The organism is Streptomyces sp. NPDC107765 (assembly GCF_055657085.1).
In genome coordinates this window covers 166,793-183,592 of sequence record NZ_JBVKBL010000016.1, presented here as the reverse complement: position 1 = coordinate 183,592, position 16,800 = coordinate 166,793, and the positions used below count along the sequence as shown (strand labels likewise).

16 protein-coding genes are annotated in these 16,800 nt (G+C 72.7%); 7 read left to right on the top strand and 9 right to left on the bottom strand.

What is annotated here, in order from left to right; all coding sequences use genetic code 11:
- The first annotated feature begins 36 nt into the window (after positions 1-36).
- On the top strand, positions 37-879 hold the full coding sequence (locus ACZ7MX_RS32180) for a CPBP family intramembrane glutamic endopeptidase (protein WP_472137214.1): 843 nt from the start codon (positions 37-39) through the stop codon (positions 877-879).
- 805 nt (positions 880-1,684) lie between these two features.
- Here ACZ7MX_RS32180 and ACZ7MX_RS32175 read toward each other — a convergent pair.
- Complete coding sequence (locus tag ACZ7MX_RS32175) at positions 1,685-2,506, bottom strand: PhzF family phenazine biosynthesis protein (RefSeq protein WP_472137212.1); 822 nt, start codon at positions 2,504-2,506, stop codon at positions 1,685-1,687.
- A gap of 288 nt (positions 2,507-2,794) precedes the next feature.
- On the opposite strand from ACZ7MX_RS32175, the gene ACZ7MX_RS32170 reads away from it, so the two are divergent.
- The gene (locus ACZ7MX_RS32170; RefSeq protein ID WP_472137210.1) at positions 2,795-3,421 is read left to right on the top strand and encodes a PadR family transcriptional regulator; all 627 of its coding nucleotides are present in this window, start codon (positions 2,795-2,797) and stop codon (positions 3,419-3,421) included.
- 98 nt (positions 3,422-3,519) lie between these two features.
- Here the strand turns inward: ACZ7MX_RS32170 and ACZ7MX_RS32165 are convergent, their stop codons facing one another.
- A complete protein-coding gene (locus tag ACZ7MX_RS32165) occupies positions 3,520-3,948 on the bottom strand; it encodes a type II toxin-antitoxin system Rv0910 family toxin (protein WP_472137208.1) in 429 nt (142 codons plus the stop codon).
- A gap of 335 nt (positions 3,949-4,283) precedes the next feature.
- On the opposite strand from ACZ7MX_RS32165, the gene ACZ7MX_RS32160 reads away from it, so the two are divergent.
- Positions 4,284-4,814, top strand: a complete 531-nt coding sequence (locus tag ACZ7MX_RS32160; protein WP_472137207.1) for a peptidase — start codon at positions 4,284-4,286, stop codon at positions 4,812-4,814.
- A 49-nt stretch (positions 4,815-4,863) separates the two neighbouring features.
- Positions 4,864-6,087 (top strand): EamA family transporter, encoded by a 1,224-nt coding sequence (locus ACZ7MX_RS32155; RefSeq protein WP_472137206.1) that lies wholly within the window; start codon positions 4,864-4,866, stop codon positions 6,085-6,087.
- A 95-nt stretch (positions 6,088-6,182) separates the two neighbouring features.
- Here ACZ7MX_RS32155 and ACZ7MX_RS32150 read toward each other — a convergent pair whose 3' ends face one another.
- Both ACZ7MX_RS32150 and ACZ7MX_RS32145 read right to left on the bottom strand, forming a co-directional pair.
- The gene (locus ACZ7MX_RS32150; protein WP_472137205.1) at positions 6,183-6,845 is read right to left on the bottom strand and encodes an FMN-binding negative transcriptional regulator; all 663 of its coding nucleotides are present in this window, start codon (positions 6,843-6,845) and stop codon (positions 6,183-6,185) included.
- Between the two features lie 9 nt (positions 6,846-6,854).
- Complete coding sequence (locus ACZ7MX_RS32145; RefSeq protein WP_472137204.1) at positions 6,855-7,520, bottom strand: pyridoxamine 5'-phosphate oxidase family protein; 666 nt, start codon at positions 7,518-7,520, stop codon at positions 6,855-6,857.
- Between the two features lie 35 nt (positions 7,521-7,555).
- Here ACZ7MX_RS32145 and ACZ7MX_RS32140 point away from each other — a divergent pair, with 35 nt between their 5' ends.
- On the top strand, positions 7,556-8,887 hold the full coding sequence (locus tag ACZ7MX_RS32140) for an aminotransferase class I/II-fold pyridoxal phosphate-dependent enzyme (RefSeq protein ID WP_472137203.1): 1,332 nt from the start codon (positions 7,556-7,558) through the stop codon (positions 8,885-8,887).
- Positions 8,888-9,573: 686 nt separating this feature from the next.
- On the opposite strand, the gene ACZ7MX_RS32135 is transcribed toward ACZ7MX_RS32140, so the two are convergent.
- Entirely contained in the window at positions 9,574-10,581 is a 1,008-nt protein-coding gene (locus tag ACZ7MX_RS32135; RefSeq protein WP_472137201.1) for a DMT family transporter, read from the bottom strand.
- A 74-nt stretch (positions 10,582-10,655) separates the two neighbouring features.
- On the opposite strand from ACZ7MX_RS32135, the gene ACZ7MX_RS32130 reads away from it, so the two are divergent.
- Entirely contained in the window at positions 10,656-11,564 is a 909-nt protein-coding gene (locus ACZ7MX_RS32130) for a LysR family transcriptional regulator (RefSeq protein WP_472137199.1), read from the top strand.
- 37 nt (positions 11,565-11,601) lie between these two features.
- Here the strand turns inward: ACZ7MX_RS32130 and ACZ7MX_RS32125 are convergent, their stop codons facing one another.
- The 3 genes from ACZ7MX_RS32125 to ACZ7MX_RS32115 form a co-directional block, all read right to left on the bottom strand.
- Positions 11,602-13,125: a carboxyl transferase domain-containing protein gene (locus tag ACZ7MX_RS32125; RefSeq protein ID WP_472137197.1), complete on the bottom strand. Its 1,524-nt coding sequence runs from the start codon at positions 13,123-13,125 to the stop codon at positions 11,602-11,604.
- Positions 13,118-14,575, bottom strand: a complete 1,458-nt coding sequence (locus ACZ7MX_RS32120; RefSeq protein WP_472137195.1) for an acyl-CoA synthetase — start codon at positions 14,573-14,575, stop codon at positions 13,118-13,120. The genes ACZ7MX_RS32125 and ACZ7MX_RS32120 overlap by 8 nt, the downstream gene beginning before the upstream one ends.
- A gap of 178 nt (positions 14,576-14,753) precedes the next feature.
- Positions 14,754-15,218, bottom strand: coding sequence for a pyridoxamine 5'-phosphate oxidase family protein (locus ACZ7MX_RS32115; protein WP_472137193.1), 465 nt, complete (start codon positions 15,216-15,218; stop codon positions 14,754-14,756).
- Positions 15,219-15,420: 202 nt separating this feature from the next.
- Here ACZ7MX_RS32115 and ACZ7MX_RS32110 point away from each other — a divergent pair, with 202 nt between their 5' ends.
- Positions 15,421-16,068, top strand: a complete 648-nt coding sequence (locus tag ACZ7MX_RS32110; RefSeq protein ID WP_472137191.1) for a cysteine hydrolase family protein — start codon at positions 15,421-15,423, stop codon at positions 16,066-16,068.
- A gap of 77 nt (positions 16,069-16,145) precedes the next feature.
- Here the strand turns inward: ACZ7MX_RS32110 and ACZ7MX_RS32105 are convergent, their stop codons facing one another.
- Positions 16,146-16,688, bottom strand: a complete 543-nt coding sequence (locus ACZ7MX_RS32105; protein ID WP_472137189.1) for a Rieske (2Fe-2S) protein — start codon at positions 16,686-16,688, stop codon at positions 16,146-16,148.
- Positions 16,689-16,800 lie beyond the last annotated feature (112 nt).

Below are 16,800 nucleotides of genomic sequence, written 5' to 3'. Positions count from 1 at the left end.
GTGGCGAAGAGGTGGTAATGCGGAAGTGGAGGAAGCGTGCAGTCGGATACAAGTCCCGGGGCTGGTGCGGACGTTCCGGGGGAGGGCTCCGGAGCCGGCGCGGGACCAGGCGCGTCCCCGCAGCCGGCCCGGAGCGTCCTGTGCAGTGAGACGCTGATCGTGCTGGCCCTGTCCGTGGGCGCCAGCGCGCTCTCGTCGCTGATCAGTTTCATCGGGTCGCTCACCAAACCCGGTGGCCTCAAACACCAGGCGGCGACCCTCAACGCCTCCCATGCGCCCGGGCGGCCATGGCTGGATCTCGCCTGGCAGCTGTTCGGGATCGCCACCGCTTTGGTGCCCGTGGTGCTGGTCGCGCATCTCCTGATGCGCGAACGGGCCGGCGGACTCCGCGCGATCGGTTTCGACCGGCAGCGGCCCGGCTTCGACCTCGGCCGGGGGACGGGCCTGGCGGCCGCCATCGGCGGCAGCGGCCTGCTGCTCTATCTGGCCGCGCGGGCGGCCGGTGTCAACCTGACAGTGGTCCCCGAGGCGCTGCCCGACGTGTGGTGGAAGATCCCGGTACTGGTCGCCTCCGCGGTGCAGAACGCCGTATTGGAGGAGGTCATCGTCGTCGGCTATCTGCTGCGCAGACTGGGCCAGTTGGGCTGGACCCCGATGGCCGCTTTGGTGGCCAGCTCGCTGCTGCGCGGCTCGTACCACCTGTACCAGGGCATCGGCGGCTTCCTCGGCAACATGGTGATGGGCGCCATCTTCGTCCTCCTCTATCGCCGCTGGCGCCGCGTCGGCCCCCTGGTGGCCGCCCACGCCCTCATCGACACCGTGGCGTTCGTGGGGTATGCGGTATTGGCTGGGCGGGTGGGGTGGTTGCCTACGGGGTGAGGGGTGGGGACGCGGGCCCGTTGGGGGTGTGGGGCGTGTGCGTGGGCTCTTCGGGGTGGGGGTGTGTCCGCGCCTCTCGGGGTGTGTCCGCAGCGTCTCGGGGTGGGGGCGTTGTTCGGCGGGTGCGGGGGTGCGGGGGTGCGGGGGTGCGGGGGTTGGGGGCTTGGCTGGATGTTGCCTGCGGTCGGTGGTTGTAGTTGGCAGTCGTGGGCCGTCTCTGGGTTGGCGGGCCGCTGCTCGCCTCGGTAGTCCGTCGGTCGTCGACCCGCGCTCGCTGTCCGTAACCCGTCGGTCGTCGACTGCCGTTGGTTGTCCGTAGCCGGTAGCCGGTAGCCGGTAGCCGGTAGCCGGCGGTCGGGGGTCGGTAGCCCGGGAGCCGGCAGCCCGTAAGCCGTCGACCGTTGCTCGCTGAACACCTGCCGAGGCTTCCCCCGCCCCCTCCCCCTCTCCCCCTTCGGGGGAGGGGGCGGGGGGTGGGTTCGGGGGTGGGGGGAGTCATGAGGGTTTCGCGCGGGCGCGGGCGGAAGCCTGAGAGCCGGCGCCCGGCGCGGCGCGGCGCGGCCGGTCGGGGGCTGCGGAGGAGCGGCGGCCTGGATGGGCCCGGACGGCGTGGGAGGGCTCGGACGGCGCCTGTTGGGGTGTGGGGAGCCCCGATGATCGGGTTGGGGCGCGCCCGGGCGTTGACGGCCCCCTGCCGGCTGCAGGCCCGGAGCGTGCCGGACCGGTGTCCGGCGGACGGTTCGGACCGGCCTCTGACGTCGCGCCCCTGCCACCCGGCCGAGGCGCTCAGGGTAAAGACGGCCGGTCAGGCCTTGGTCAGCAGTTCGCCGTCGATCACCGTGACCGCCGAACCGGTCAGCAGCGTACGGTCGCCGCGCAGTTCGGTGCGTACGTAGCCGGTACGGGCCGCACCCTGCAGGCCGACCAGTGAGTTGCGGCCGAGCCGTGCCGACCAGAACGGAGCGAGCGCGGTGTGCGCGCTGCCCGTTACCGGGTCCTCGTCGATGCCGACCGCAGGGAAGAAGCATCGCGAGAAGAAGTCGTGGCCGCGGGAGGGGTCTTCGGCGCGTGCGGTGGCGATCACCCCGCGGCCGCCATGGCCGGCCAGTGCCTTGAGGTCCGGGGCCAAGGTCCGTACGGACGTCTCGTCGGCCAGCTCGACCAGCAGGTCACCGACGTTCGGGCCCGTGTCGTGGGCCGAGAGGACGTCGACGCCCAGCGCGGCCGCGACCACGGACGGTACTTCGACCGGGCTGAGCGGCGCGGTCGGGAAGTCCATGGTGATCGCGCCATCGTCGCCGGCCGTGGTGGTCAGCACCCCGCTGCGGGTACGGAAGCGGACCGTACCGGTGGCGGTCCCGGTGCTGTGCAGAACGTGCGCGGTGGCCAAAGTGGCGTGTCCGCACATGTTCACCTCGGTGGCCGGGGTGAGCCAGCGCAGTGCCCAGTCGGCGTCGCCGCCCTCCGGAAGTGGGTGTGCGAAGGCGGTTTCGGAGAGGTTGACCTCCCTTGCGACCTGCTGCAGCCAGGTCGTTTCGGGAAAGGTGTCGGAGTCGAGGAGCAGGACTCCCGCGGGGTTGCCGGCGAACGGACGCTCACTGAAGGCGTCGACGATGCGAATCCTCATGACCGCGAGCGTAGAGGGGCCACCAAGCCGCGGGCCAAGGCCAATCCCGGGAAATTGGATCGGGTGGGGCCGGTGAGACGAGCGGACTGGGGGACGCGGGTCGGTCCCCGCACATCGTGCGGTCGGGCGGGCGTGGAGTCATGGCGGCGCGGAGACGACGGATGCGCTGACGTGTCCGGGCGCCGCTCTCGTCGAATCGGATGTGGGTCGGGTATTGCTTCGGCGAACAGTCCCGATATATCGTTGAAGCATCGCGACCGATCAACGGAAGAAATGGAGGACGTCGCCATGCGTTCCCAAGGAAACGATCACGGACACGACTACCGACACGAGCACTACGGGCCCGGGCGCCACGGCGGTCGGGGCGACTTCGGGGGTGGCTGGGAGCGGCGGCGCTCCGCCTTCGGTCCCTTCGGCCCGCCGTTCGGAGGCCCGCCCTTCGGTGGCGGCCGGGGCCGTGGCGGCCCGCGCGGCCGGGCCCGGCGTGGGGATGTGCGCGCGTCGATACTGGCGCTCCTCAAGGACCGCCCGATGCACGGCTACGAAATGATCCAGGAGATCGCCGAGCGCAGCGGCGGGGCGTGGAAGCCCAGTCCCGGCTCGGTCTACCCCACCCTGCAACTCCTCGAGGACGAGGGTCTGATCGCCAGTGCCAGTGAGGGCGGTAAGAAGCTGTTCTCGCTGACCGAGGCCGGACGCGCCGAGGCCGACAGTGGCTCGGACGCCCCCTGGGAGGACGCCGGCCGCGGTGTCGACTGGGAGGCGATGAATGAGATACGCAAGGCGGGCGGCGGCCTGGTCGAGGCGTTCCGGCAGGTGTGGGCCACTGGCAGTCCCGAGCAGCGGGAGAAGGCCATGGCGGTGGTCAACAAGGCCCGTAAGGAGCTGTATCTGATCCTTGCCGAAGAGGACTGATGCCGCAGGGGGCTGGAGAAAGGGGTCGGCGTCAGGGGGCTCGTTGAGTGGGGTGACGTCGGTCCGGGCGGCGGGGGTCGGGCGCCAGGTGCCGGGGCTCAGGCGAGCAGACCGGTGAGCTTGCGTAGGGACTCGTTCAGTGCGGCGCTCGCCGAGTCCTTGAGTTTGCCTCCCATCAGGGAGACCGCGGCACCCGTGAACGACCCGTCGATCTGGACGGTGGTCGCCTCGCCGTCCGGTGCCAGGGTGTAACACATCCCGAGGTTGACGCCCATGGGGCCCTTGCCCGCGATGTCGAGCAACCGGCCCGGCTCCAATGCTCGTACGGTCCAGGTGACCTCGGCGGGGAAGCCCATCAGCTTCATGTTCTCCTCGTAGGCTGCGCCCACTTCCAGCGTTTCCGGGCCGCCCTTCGGGAAGGAGGTGTGGGTGGCGTTCCACTGCCCGTACGCATCAAAGTCGGTGAGCCGGTTCCAGACCGTCTCGGCCGGTGCCTCGATGCGGGCCTGTGCGGTGACTTCGGCCATGCGATCACCCTTCCGGTGACGGTCCTGGCTGGTGCCGCGGAACGTAACCGGGCGGGGAGGAAGGTTCAATACCGGCGACGCTTAATTCTGATGACTCGTCAGTTTTGGTGAGGTGGCGAACCGTACGGGGTGGCAGAGCGTACTGCTGCGGGGGTGTTCGTGGGAGGGGAAGGTGTCGGTCCCGGATGTCCGACCTCCACGAAATCTGCGTATCCTCTCCGCCCTATCTCCTCCCTGAGGAGGAGACGCCGGGGCGGTATCCCCAACCAGCGTGGGATGCGCAAATGCTTCCCGGCGGGGATGCCCGGGCGTTGAGGGGGTGGTGGGGTGGGGTTGTGCAAAACCGTACTGCGTATAGCGGAGCCGACGACTCCGTCCGGGAGGACCTCGACAGCAGGCTCACCGTCGAGCTCGCGTCGGTGGTCTCCGCGGCCCGCAGGCGGGCCACCCGGGATGGTGATCGGCAGGTTGACACCGCGCATCTGCTGCACGGTCTCCTGGAGTCGGACCCCGCCGTACGCGCGGCCTTCGACGGCGGACCGCAGGTGGCGCGGCTGCTCGGCTATCTCGTCCAGCGCAGCATCGGCTACGGACTCCAGTGGCTCGGCACGGTCGAGGACTCGGGCGCCGTTCCGGTGGTCACCGAAGGCGGTGTCCCCGGATGGTCACCGGCCGCGGCGGCCGCCATGGATGGCGCCCTCGACCGGGCGCATGCCCGCTACGACACCCGCGCCGGCTGCCTCGATCTGCTCGCCGCTCTCGTCGACGATCCCGAATCGCGAGCCGTTGAAGTATTGCGCCGGGCCTCCGTCGACACCGCCCGGCTCGCCGCCCGTCTGGACGGGGACCGCCCCGGCCAGGACTGACAGGGGTCACGGGGGTTGCGCTGCTGACGGCGGCTGTCATGATGACCCGATGCACGCGTCATCAGGGAGCCCGGCAGGTCGAGCGGCCGGCCCGGGTCAGGGAACTGCAGGATCCTGGCCGGACCAGCGATCGTCCGCGCTCGACGGCAGCCGGGGCGGCGCGCCGCGGGGCCGTGGTGCCGGCGTCGGCATCGCCCTGCTGTCGGCGCTCGCCTTCGGCGGTTCGGGCGTGGCCGCCAAACCCCTGATCACGGCCGGTCTCGAACCGCTGCACGTCACCTGGCTCCGGGTCGCCGGCGCGGCGCTGGTCATGCTGCCGGTGGCCTGGCGCCACCGCGATCTGCCGCGCCGCCGGCCCGCCCTGCTGGTGGGCTTCGGGCTGCTTGCCGTCGCCGGTGTGCAGGCGTGTTACTTCGCCGCGCTCTCCCGCATCCCCGTGGGCGTGGCCCTGCTGATCGAATACCTGGCGCCGGCGCTCGTCCTCGGCTGGGTCCGTTTCGTGCAGAAGCGGCCGGTGACCCGTGCCGCGGCGCTCGGTGTGGTGCTCGCCGTCGGCGGTCTCGCCTGTGTCGTCGAGATCTGGTCCGGGCTGAGCGTCGACGCGCTCGGCCTGGCGCTCGCGCTGGGGGCGGCCTGCTGCCAGGTGGGCTACTTCGTGCTCTCCGACCACGGCAGCGACGGCGAGGACACGGCGGACCCGCTCGGCGTGATCGCCTACGGTCTGCTGATCGGCGCCGTCGTCCTCACCGCGATCGCGCGCCCCTGGGAACTCGACTGGATGGTCCTCGGCGGCGGTGCGGACATGAACGGCACCCAGGTGCCCGCCGCCTTGCTGCTCGCCTGGATCGTGCTGGTCGCCACCGTGGCGGCCTATCTGACCGGAGTGGTGTCGATCCGCCGACTCTCGCCCCAGGTGGCCGGGGTCGTCGCCTGTCTGGAGGCGGTCATCGCGACCGTACTGGCCTGGGTGCTGCTCGGGGAACATCTCTCCGCCCCGCAGATCCTGGGCGGGGTCGTCGTCCTGATCGGCGCCTTCATCGCGCAGTTGGCCAAGCCGCAGACGACCGAGTCGTTGGTCGTGGCGGGAGCGGGCCCAGTGGCGGCCACCGACCCGGCGGAGACCACGGCGAGGGGGGAGACCATGGCGAGGGGGGAGAAGGGCACGGAAGCTCGCGCCGATGCCACCTTGTACGGGGGTGACGCGGCCGCGGCCGGGGCAGCGGCACCGGCGGGTTCCGCGGACGGCCTGCCGCCGGGATCGCCCGCCGCATAGGGCAGCGACCATGTTCGCGACTGTACTTTCCCCCGCCTAGGAGGAGCCCGGCCGGAGGCATCGGCCGGGCTCCCTCCATCTGCGGGAACTCCCGGTCAGGGAGCGGGTGTCCTCGGGACCGCACCGGCCGCCGTCAGGCGTCGCTGCTGGTGGGCGCGGGCGGCTGCGTCGCCGGGGCCGTTCCGTTCGGCGAGGCGTCCCGAGATGCGATGCTGGACGGTCTCGCTCCGCTTGCCTCCGTATTTGAACTTGGCGCGGATGTCGTGCACTTCGAGCCGCAGGCCGCGGATGCCGGAGAGCAGCCGCCCGTACGGTGCCTCACCGGCGGTGACCGGGGCCGAGCCGCCCTCGGGCTGGAAGTGACCCATCTGCCGTTGCAGCAGCGCCGCCTTCGCCTCCGGATCGTCCACGACATGGGCCGTGCAGCTCAGCTGGACCGCGGCGTAGAAGCTCGTGGGGACGCCGTGCTCGGGCGGCTTGCCCTCCTCGGCCTGCCAGGGGCCGGGGATGAAGGTGTAGTCGTCCACCACGCTCAGCAGTACCTGCGAACGGTCCGCCAGTGCCTCCCAGAGGGGATTCGGGCGTGCCAGATGTGTCACCGCCTCGCCGCGGTCCGGGTCGTAGGCGAAGTGCAGGGGCTGTACCAGCGGCGGTTCGCCGGGTCGTCCGTTGGCGGCCAGCTGGCCGAAGTCGTGTGCGGCGAGCCAGCGTTGCCACTCTGCATCATCGGTGGGGGCATCCCAGGGGTGTATCAGCACGGGTGCTCCTCAACGGGCGGTGAGGTACGCCGGCTCCGGGATGCCGGGCGCGAGGTCGTCGGACGGTATCGGGGCGCCGTACACCGGAGCCACGGGAAGGACACCGCTCCAATACGGCAGCGCGAGGTCCTCCGGCTCGTCGTTGGGGCCGCCGGTGCGGATCTTGGCGGAGACGTCGCGCAGGTCCAGGCGGATCACGGCGGTGGCGGCCAGCTCCTTGGCGTTGCCGGGGCGGGAGTCCGCGGCGCGCCCGGGCAGGACGTGGTCGACCAGCGCGTCCAGGGCGGCCGTCTTCTCCTCCGCGTCGGTCACCTGGTACGCGGTGCCGTGCACCACGACCGAGCGGTAGTTGATGGAGTGGTGGAAGGCGGACCTGGCCAGCACCAGGCCGTCGACATGAGTGACGGTGACGCAGACCTCAAGGCCCGGGTCCGCGGTCCCGCCGGCCATCCGCAGGGGCCGGGAGCCGGTCGAACCGTGCAGGTAGAGGCGGTCACCGACCCGGCCGTAGAGCGTCGGCAGGACGACCGGGGAACCGTCGCGGACGAAGCCCAGGTGGCAGACGTAGCCCTCGTCGAGGATGGCGTGCACCGTCTCGTGGTCATAGGCGGCGCGCTCGCGGGCGCGGGTCGGGGTCGTGAGGTCGCTCGGCGCGTACGACTCGGCAGAGGCCATTGCCAGCTCCATTGCACTAGTGCATAATCGAGTTTGTGCTAGGAGAGTATCGGATCGAAGGGCGGCGCGCATCGGACATTGCCGCCAGCGTCGAGCGAGCCATCGGTGCGGGCGAGCTCCAACCAGGCGAAGTCCTGCCCCCGCTCAGAGAGTTGGCCGTCTATCTAGAGGTCAATCCGAATACGGTCGCGGCCGCGTACCGCACGCTCCGCGACCGGGGAGTGATCGAAACCGCGGGTCGCCGCGGCAGCCGGGTGCGCCCGCGTCCCGCGAGTACGCCCCGCGAGGCGTTGCGGGTGGAGGTGCCCCCGGGGGTCCGCGACACCTCCGACGGCAACCCCGACCCGTCCCTGCTGCCCCCGCTCGAACGGGCGCTGGCCGCCGCCGCGGCGCGCAGTTCCCGGCGGCCGGTGCTCTACGGCACCCCGGCCGTCGACGAGGAGCTGGCCGCGCTGGCCCGCTCGGCCTTCGCCGAGGACGGCGTGGCGGAGGGCCCGATCACCGTCACCAGTGGCTCACTCGATGCCATAGAGCGGGTGCTCGCCGTTCATCTGAGGCCCGGCGACCGCGTGGCCGTGGAAGATCCCGGGTGGGGCAGTCTGCTGGATCTCGTCCCGGCGCTCGGCCTGCGTCCCGCGCCGGTGGGCGTGGACGACGAAGGGCCGCTGCCCGCCCGGCTGGCGCAGGCGCTGGAGGAAGGTGCCCGTGCGGTCGTCATCACGGACCGGGCGCAGAACCCCACCGGTGCCGCCGTGACGGCCGCCCGCGCCGCTGAGCTTCGCGCGCTCCTCGCCGACCACCCCGGCGTGCTCCTCATCGAGGACGACCACGGCCACGGCATCGTCGATCTCCCGCTCCATCCGCTCTCCGGTGTCACCGACCACTGGGCGCTGGTCCGTTCGACGGCCAAGGCATACGGCCCCGATCTGCGCCTGGCGGTGCTCACCGGCGACGCGGTGACCGTCGACCGTGTGCGCGGACGGCAGGCGCTGGGCCCCGGCTGGGTCAGCCATCTGCTCCAGGACACGGTCATGCGGTTGTGGCAGACGTCCGCGGTCGATCCCACGACCGTGGCCGGCGCGTACGGCCGGCGCCGGGACCCGCTGATACGGGCGCTGGCCGAGCGCGGGGTGCCGGCGCGAGGACGTAGCGGGATGAACGTCTGGGTGCCGGTCCCGGACGAGACCGGAGTGGTGGCCCGGCTACTGCATTCCGGCTGGGCGGTCGCCCCCGGTGCGCGCTTCCGGCTGCACTCCCCACCGGGAATCCGCATCACCGTTTCCCGGCTGTCCCACGGCGACATCGAACCGATCGCCGACGCGGTCGCCGCGGCCACGGGGGCGGGTGAGCCACGACGATACGAGTGACGACATGAGTAGGGAGGGTGCTGCGGGAGAGGAGCCGTTCGGTGGAGGAGCCGCTCGGTGGAGGTCGATGGACCGGAACTCGGCCGTAGCGCACCGGAGTTGGCGGAACGCCGCGTTCTGCGCCCGGGCGGCCGGCTGCGGTACGGGGCCGGCCCGCCGCCAGCAGGTGACCTGAACGGTGCGGCGCTCGGGGCGGCCCGGGCGCCCCGGAACCGGCAGGCGGGGACGTGCACGGGCAGGCACGGAGGTGCGCGGGGAGGGCCGACGGTGCTGCCGTGTCCGAAGCCGCGGTTCCGCGTTCCTACCAGCCACCGCCGGCGGCGGTCCACGGCGAGCGCGGCCGGAGTGGTCGCCGGAGCGGGCGGCCGGAGGGGGTGGTACCTCTTCCCCGGGAGGACGACGGGATCTTCTTCCCTCGGGAGGACGGCGGGTATCCCCGCGCCCTCGCGACCTCCCCCTCCGGCGGCCGTGCCGTGGGCCGTTTGAGCAGGGCGGCCACACCAGCCCAGACGTCCCGTTCGCCCCGTCCGCGACGCCCCCGTTCGCGCTCCCGCCCAGGGGCCCAGGGGTCCGGGGGTCCGGGGGTCCAGGGGTGCATTCCTTCACCCCTCAGCTGGGCGCGGCGTGCTAACTGCCGCAGGCAGCTGGCCCGTCGGCCCTCCGGAGAGGGGTAACGGGCCAGTGGTTCAGTCGGTGGGGGTGGAGCGGCGGGCCGTCGGCGTGCGGGGCTTGCCCTGGGTGAGGGCCGCGCCGGCCAGGACGATCAGGGCGCCGACCGGGGTGTTCCAGCTGAGCCGCTCGTTCAGGAGGGCGACCCCGGCGGCGGTGGCGATCACGGGGATGAAGTAGGTGACCATCTGTGCCGTGGTGGGGCCGATCTCGGCGACCAGGCCGTACTGGAGGAGGAAGGCGAAGCCGGTGCCCAGCGCGCCGAGTGCGAAGACCGCGAGCAGCGGGAGGATCGGGTAGCCGGCCGGTGCGGTGGTGAACAGCGGGGTGATGACGGCGAGTTGGGCGGTGGCCAGCAGCAGCTGGGTGCTGGACATCGACAGGTGGGAGTGCGCGGCGCCGGCCAGGGTGCGGCGGACGTAGATCCAGCCGATGGGGTAGCTGAGCGAGGCACCGAGCGCCATCGCGGTGCCGGCCAGATCCGTGCCGGCGAAGCCCTGCCAGGCGCCGAGCACGGTCAGTACGCCCAGGAAGCCGATGCCGAGACCGGCGACCCGCCGCCGGGTCGGGCGGTCCTCGGAGAGCGCCACGACCGACAGCGCCATGCCCCACAGCGGCGAGGTGGCGTTGCAGATGCCGGCCAGGGTGGAGGGGATGGTCAGTTCGGAGTAGGCGAAGAGGGAGAACGGCAGCACGTTGAGGAAGAACGCGGCTACCGCGAGATGCCCCCAGGTGCGGGCGGAGCGCGGCAGCCGCTCGCGCTTGATCACGAGGATGGTCAGCAGCACCAGCGCGCCGAACGCCACCCGGCCGAGCGTGACCTGCAAGGGCGCGAAGCCCTGGGTGCCCACCTTGATGAAGAGGAAGCTGAAGCCCCAGATGAGCGCGAGGATCGCGAACCGGACCTGCCAGCCGCGGGCGCGCGGCCGGGGTGCGGCGATGGGCCGCTGGGGCGTGGGGGCGGTGGAGTCCGTGGCCGTGTCGGGGCTGACGGAGGCGACGGAAGTGCTGGTGGCGCTGGTCATGGCACCTAAGATGGCCGATGCAACTTAGTAGCACAAGCGAGTTTTTGTGGGAGGTATCGCGTAGCATTGCTTATATGTTGAACCTTGATCGCCTACGGACGCTGAGCGCGGTCGCCCGCCATGGATCGGTCAGTGCGGCGGCCGACGGGCTGCATGTGACCACCTCGGCCGTCTCCCAGCAGATCGCCAAGCTGGAACGGGAAACCGGGCAGCAGCTGCTGGCGAAGAACGGGCGCGGGGTGCGGCTGACCGACGCCGGACGGCTGCTCGCCGATCACGCGGTGCGCATCCTCTCCCAGGTCGAACTCGCCCAGGCCGAGCTGGAGGCGCACCGCGGCCAGGCGGTCGGCGAGCTGCGGATGGGCGCCTTCCCCACCGCGGCGCGCGGGCTCTTCCCGGCCGCGCTCGCCGGGCTGCGCGCCGCGCATCCTCAGCTGCGCGCGCATCTGACCGAGATGGAGCCGGACGAGTCGGTGCGCGGGGTGGTGCGCGGTGACATCGATCTGGCCGTGGTCCTGGACTGGTACAACCGCCCGCTGTCCCTCCCCGACGGGCTGGCGAAATCGCCGCTGCTGGACGACCCGGCCGATGTGGCGATGCCGGCCACGCATCCGCTGGCCCGGCGGAGCTCCGTGGAGCTGGAGGAGTTCGCGGAGGACGAGTGGATCTCCTGGCCGCAGGGGGAGTTCTGCAACGAATGGCTGATGTTCACGCTGCGCAGCAAGGGCATCGAACCACGCATCGCCCATATGGCGGAGGAGCACGGCACCCAGCTCGCCCTGATCGCGGCCGGGCTGGGTGTCGCGGTGGCGCCCCGCCTCGGCCGCGGACCGGTGCCCGAGGGGGTGAGCGTGGTGCCCGTACGCCACACGATGCGCCGCCATGTGTACGCCATCTGGCGCGCGGACGCGGACCGCAGGCCCTCGATCCGGGCCGCGGTGGGCGCGCTGCGGACGGCCGCGGAACAGGTCGAGGCCGGCTGAACGGGGCCTTCGGCGCTGAACGGGGCTTTCGGCGGTCTCAGCCGTCCCGGTCCGCCACCCCGTCCCGGTCCGCCACCCCGTCCCGGTCCGCCACCCCGTCCCGGTCCGTCGCCCCGTGCCCGGTCGTCGGCACGATCCCGCGGATGATGCCCAGGTCCAGCAAGTCCTGGGGGCGGATGCGGAGTTGGTCGGCGGTGTCGTGCACCTGCCCCTCGTCGCGTTTGAGGATGGCGGCGGCCAGTTCCGGGGCGATCACCGAGAAGTAGCTGTCCGGCGTGGCCCAGAGCCGGCCCGGGGCGGCGAGGGCCAGCGCGCCCCCCGAACCGCCCTCGCCGATCAGCAGGGACGTCACCGGCACCTCGGCGGTGGCCAGCGCCGCGAAGGCGTCGGCGATCGCGGCTCCGGCACCGGCCCGCTCGGCCACCGCGTCGTTCGCGGCGCCGGGAGTGTCCACCAACGTGAGCACGGGTATGCCGAGCCGGTCGGCGAGCCGGACCAGCCGGGCCGCGGTGCGGAAGCCGGCCGGGCGGGTGGCCGTGCCGCACTGGGCCACGAAGGCGATCGTCCGGCCCTCACGACGGCCGAAGCCGCACCGTATACCGGGGTCGGTGCCGCCGCAGCGGTCGCCGCTGAGCTCCTCCCGGTCGTCGAAATACGCCCGCAGATACGCCTCGGCGCGCGGCCGCCCGGACGCACGGGCGCGCACCACCGCATCCCAGCCGGTCTCCGGCAGTCCCGAAGCCCCGAGCGCGGCCGGCGGGGGTGCGGGCGTGGCCTCGGCGCCGGCCGGGCGGCCCGCGGGAGCGAGCAGTCGCAGCCACCGCCGCAGCGTGGCCCGCAGCCGGTCGGGCGGGACGACCGCGTCGACCTGCCCGGCGGCGAACTGCCCCTCGGCGGAGTACGCGGACGGGTCGGCGTCCCGCGGGCGCACCCGCGAGCCGGCGAAACCGATCTGCGCCCCGGGCAGCGCGAGGATCACATCGGCGGCCGCCCCGAGCGTGGCCCAGCCGCCGCCGGTGGTCGGATCGCGGACCACGGCGAGCTGCGCCAGTCCGGCGGCCTGGTGCAGCGCCGACTGCCGGGCCACCCGCTGCAGTTGGCTCAGGGCGCGCATGCCCTCCTGCATCCGGCTGCCGCCGGTGGCGATCAGCGAGACGACCGGCAGCCGCCGCTCCCGGGCCTCGGCGTATGCCGCCTCTATACGGTCGCCGGTGCGCTCGCCCAGCGAGCCGCCGAGATAGCGGAACTCGAAGGCGAGCACGACCGCTTGGGCTCCGGCGAGGTCGGCCACGGCCGTGACCACCGACTCGTCCTCGCCGGTCGCCGTACGTGCACGGGCCCGGGCGGCGTCGTAACCGGGCCAGCCGAGCGGCCCGTCCGGGCCCGGCGTCGCCGTGGCCGACGGCGCCGGCAACTCGGTGTACGTGTCCGCGACCGCCGCCAGTGCCTGACGAGCTGTCAGGCGCGCACACGGCTTCGCCGCGCCGCCGCCCGTACCCGCTCCTGCTGTGCCCGCACCCGCGCCGATCGGGTCGCCCCCGCCGCCCCCGCCGTCACTCATGGAGCTCTCGCTTCAGGATCTTGCCCATGTCGTTGCGCGGCAGGGCGTCCAGGAAGTGCACGGTGCGCGGCCGTTTGTGCGGCGCGAGCTGGCGGGCGACATGGTCGGCGAGCTCCTCTGCGGACGGCGGCGGCGCGGCCTCCGGGCCGCGCTCGGCCACGACCCAGGCGACGATCCGCTCACCGAGGTCCTCGTCCGGGGCGCCGGTGACGGCCGCCTCGGCGACGCCGGGGTGTGCCAGCAGCGCGTTCTCGATCTCGCCCGCGCCGATTTTGTAGCCACCGCTCTTGATCAGATCGGTGGCCCGGCGGCCGACGATGCGGTAGTTGCCGGCGGCGTCCCGGACCGCCATGTCGCCGGTGCGGAACCAGCCGCCGTCGAAGGCGGCCGCGGTGGCGTCGGGGCGGTTGAGGTACTCGACGAAGAGGTTCGGGCCGCGGACCTGGATCTCCCCGACCGTCTCGCCGTCCCCGCCCTCGATGGCCTGGCCGGCGTCATCGACCAGGCGGACGTACACCCCCGGCAGCGGTACCCCGACCGTGCCGGTGGCCTCCGGGCCGTCGGCCCGCACGCTGGTGTTCATCAGCGTTTCGGTCATGCCGTACCGCTCGATCACCCGCCGCCCGGAGGCCGCCGCGATCCGCTCGTGATCGGTCAGCGGCAGCGCCGCCGAACCGGAGACCAGCAGCCGGGCCCGCGCCAGCGCCTTCGCCAGCGCCGGATCCCGGCCCGCCTCCACGGCCAGGCGGTGGTACATCGTCGGGACGCCGAAGAGCATCGTGCCCTCCCCGGACAGCTCCCGGGCGACCGCTTCCGTACTGAAGCGCCCCAGGTGGTGGACGCTGCCGCCGCGGCGCAGCGGTCCGAGGATGCCGAGGATCAGGCCGTGCACGTGGAACAGCGGCAGGGCGTGCACCAGGACGTCGTCGGCGGTCCACTGCCAGGCGTCCCGGAGGGCGTCGAGGGTGTGGGCGAGGGCGCGGCGGGGGAGCACCACGCCCTTGGGTGGGCCGGTCGTCCCGGAGGTGTAGACGATCAGCGCCGGTGTCTCGCCGGCCGGTTCCTGCGGCAGCGCGGGTGCGGGCTCCTCGGGTGGCTCGGTGGCGTCGACGTCGATACGGGGCAGTGCGGCGAGCGGGCCCGGCAACTCGTCGTCCGCCCCGGCCAGCACCAGCGAGGGGGTGCTGTCGCCGACGATGTGCGCCAGCTCGCTCTCACCGATCTTCGGATTCACCGGTACGGCGGCCACGCCGGCGAGCAGCGCGGCCACCACCCCCACGGAGGTTTCGAGCGTCGGCGTCGCCCAGACCGCGATGCGGGTCTCACCGGCGATCCGCTCGGCCAGCGCGCCCGCCACCGACGCGAGCTCGCGATGGCTCAGCGCGCGGTCGCCGAAGCGCAGCGCGGGGGCGGGCGATCCCTCGCGCAGTGCGGGGAAGAGCACGTTCACCGGATCTCCTTCGTCTCGTCGGCACCCGGCCGCGCCCGACCGGGCCGTCCCGCCTCCGCACCCTGCGCGGGCGCGGAACGGGCTGACGGGACCACTCTCGCAGACGCCACTGACAACGCGATGAGATCTGGTGATCACCGCCGGTGACCACGCCCTGCTGCCTCGCCGTGGCCGGCGCTCAGCCCGGGATCTTGCGGAAGTCCCACGACACCACGGAATCCGGTGTCAGCCGCAGCCAGGCGTGCCGGCCGTCGTGGGGCATCGTGGTCATCCCGAAGTACTTCCCGGCGAACAGCCGCTCCGGAGGGTCCAGTTCGGCACAGTGCTCACCGGTTCGTGGGGCCTCCCCGACGCACTCCGCGCGGCCCGACAGCTCCACGCCGCGCAGTTCGCCGTACGCGTGCCCGTCGTCGACCACCACCGCGATCCGCGGGTCCTTGCGGACCTGGGTCCATCGCCGGCTGCGGGTGATCGAATAGAGCCACAGTGCGGCACCGTCCCAGGCGAACCACAGCGCCCCGACGTGCGGCGCACCGTCCTCGCCGACCGTCGCGACCCGGCAGGTGCGCTGCTCCGCGAGGAACGCGTCGAGTTCGCCCGGCGTCATCATGATCCGGCGTCCGCGCCGCTGTGTGTCGGTCATCCGTCATCGCCTCCGCTGCGACTGCCCTGACGGGACCTGCCCGCCCGGGACGAGCTGACTGGGCGTCAGAAATCATCGACGCTCTTCCTGGCGGATGCAATGCCCGGTACCCTCGCCCGCCTCGAAGAGCCCCGGCAGCGAGGGGTGCCCGCCCGGGGAGTACGCCGTCAGGAACGCACCACCGGAACCTGGAGGACCTGCCATGCCCTCGGACGCCGTACGGCTCGGCGAGCAACTCGACCCGGCCTCGACGGTGCTGCTCACCGTCGAGTGCCAGCGGGGCGTGGTCGGCCCGGAGAGCGCGCTGCCCGAACTCGCCGACGCCGCCCGCACTTCAGGGGCGCTGGCGAACATCGCCCGCCTGGTGGCGGCCGCGCACGAGGCGGGTGTCCAGGTGATGCACGCGGTGGCCGAGCGGCGCCCCGACGGGCGCGGCGCCAGCCGTAACGCGCGCCTCTTCAGAGCCGCGGAGAAGCTGCCCGTCCAGCAGCTCGCCGGGTCCACCGCGGTACGCATCGCCGAACCCGTACCGGTCGGCGAGAAGGACCTCGTGGTGCGCAGGCTGCACGGCCTGTCGCCGGTCGCCGGCACCGAGGTGGACGCGCTGCTGCGCAACCTCGGCTGCCGGACGCTCGTGGTCACCGGGGTGTCGGCGAACGTGGCGATCCCCAATACGGTGTTCGACGCGGTCAACCTCGGCTACACGGCAGTGGTGCCCGCGGACGCCATCGCCGGGGTGCCTGCCGACTACACCCCGGCGATGATCCGCAACACGCTCGCCCTGGTCGCCACCGTCACCACTACGGAGGGCGTGCTGACCAGCTGGCGGCGACCGCGCCGCGCCCGCTGACGGGCCGGACCGACGGACGGGCCGGCCGACGCACGTCACAAGCGGCGGCGCGCCCTTCGGCGGCCCGTTGACGTGCCTCAGGCGAGCGTGACCGTACCGCCCTTGACGTTCACCTTGGCCGGGGGCAGGCCCTTGGTGGCGGGGCCGTGCTTCACGCTGCCATCGGTGATGTCGAACTTGCTGCCGTGGCACGGGCAGTTGATGGTGCCGCCGGAGACCTCGTTGACGACGCACCCCGCATGCGGGCAGACCGCGGAGAACGCCTTGATCTCGCCGCTCTGCGGCTGGGTGACCACGACCTTCTCCGCCTTGAAAATCTTGCCGCCGCCCTGGGGGATCTCCGCCGCCTTGGCGAGCTCCTTGCCGGCCGGACCGGCGCCAGCGCCGGCCTCGGAACCGCCCGCCCCCGTGGCGCCGTTGCCGTCCACCGCCTTGGAGCCGTCGCCGCCCGAGTCGGCCATATCGCTGCCGCAGGCCGCGAGCGCCGCCGTCAGGCCGGCCGCGCCGACCGCCGCAACCACGGTGCGCCGGGTCGTTCCGCAGCACGGCCGTGCCGGAACCGTTTCCTCCGTCCCCGTCGCCGCTGTCTCCGTCCGCCCCGTTGCTGCCTGTCGTGCCATGGTCTGCCTCCGGTTCCTGGTGGTGCCTTCGGTGCGCGATCTGGTCCATGGACGTTGCACAAGCTCCATACGGAGACCTCGGCGGCCGCGTTCAAAGCCGGGCAGGTTCTTG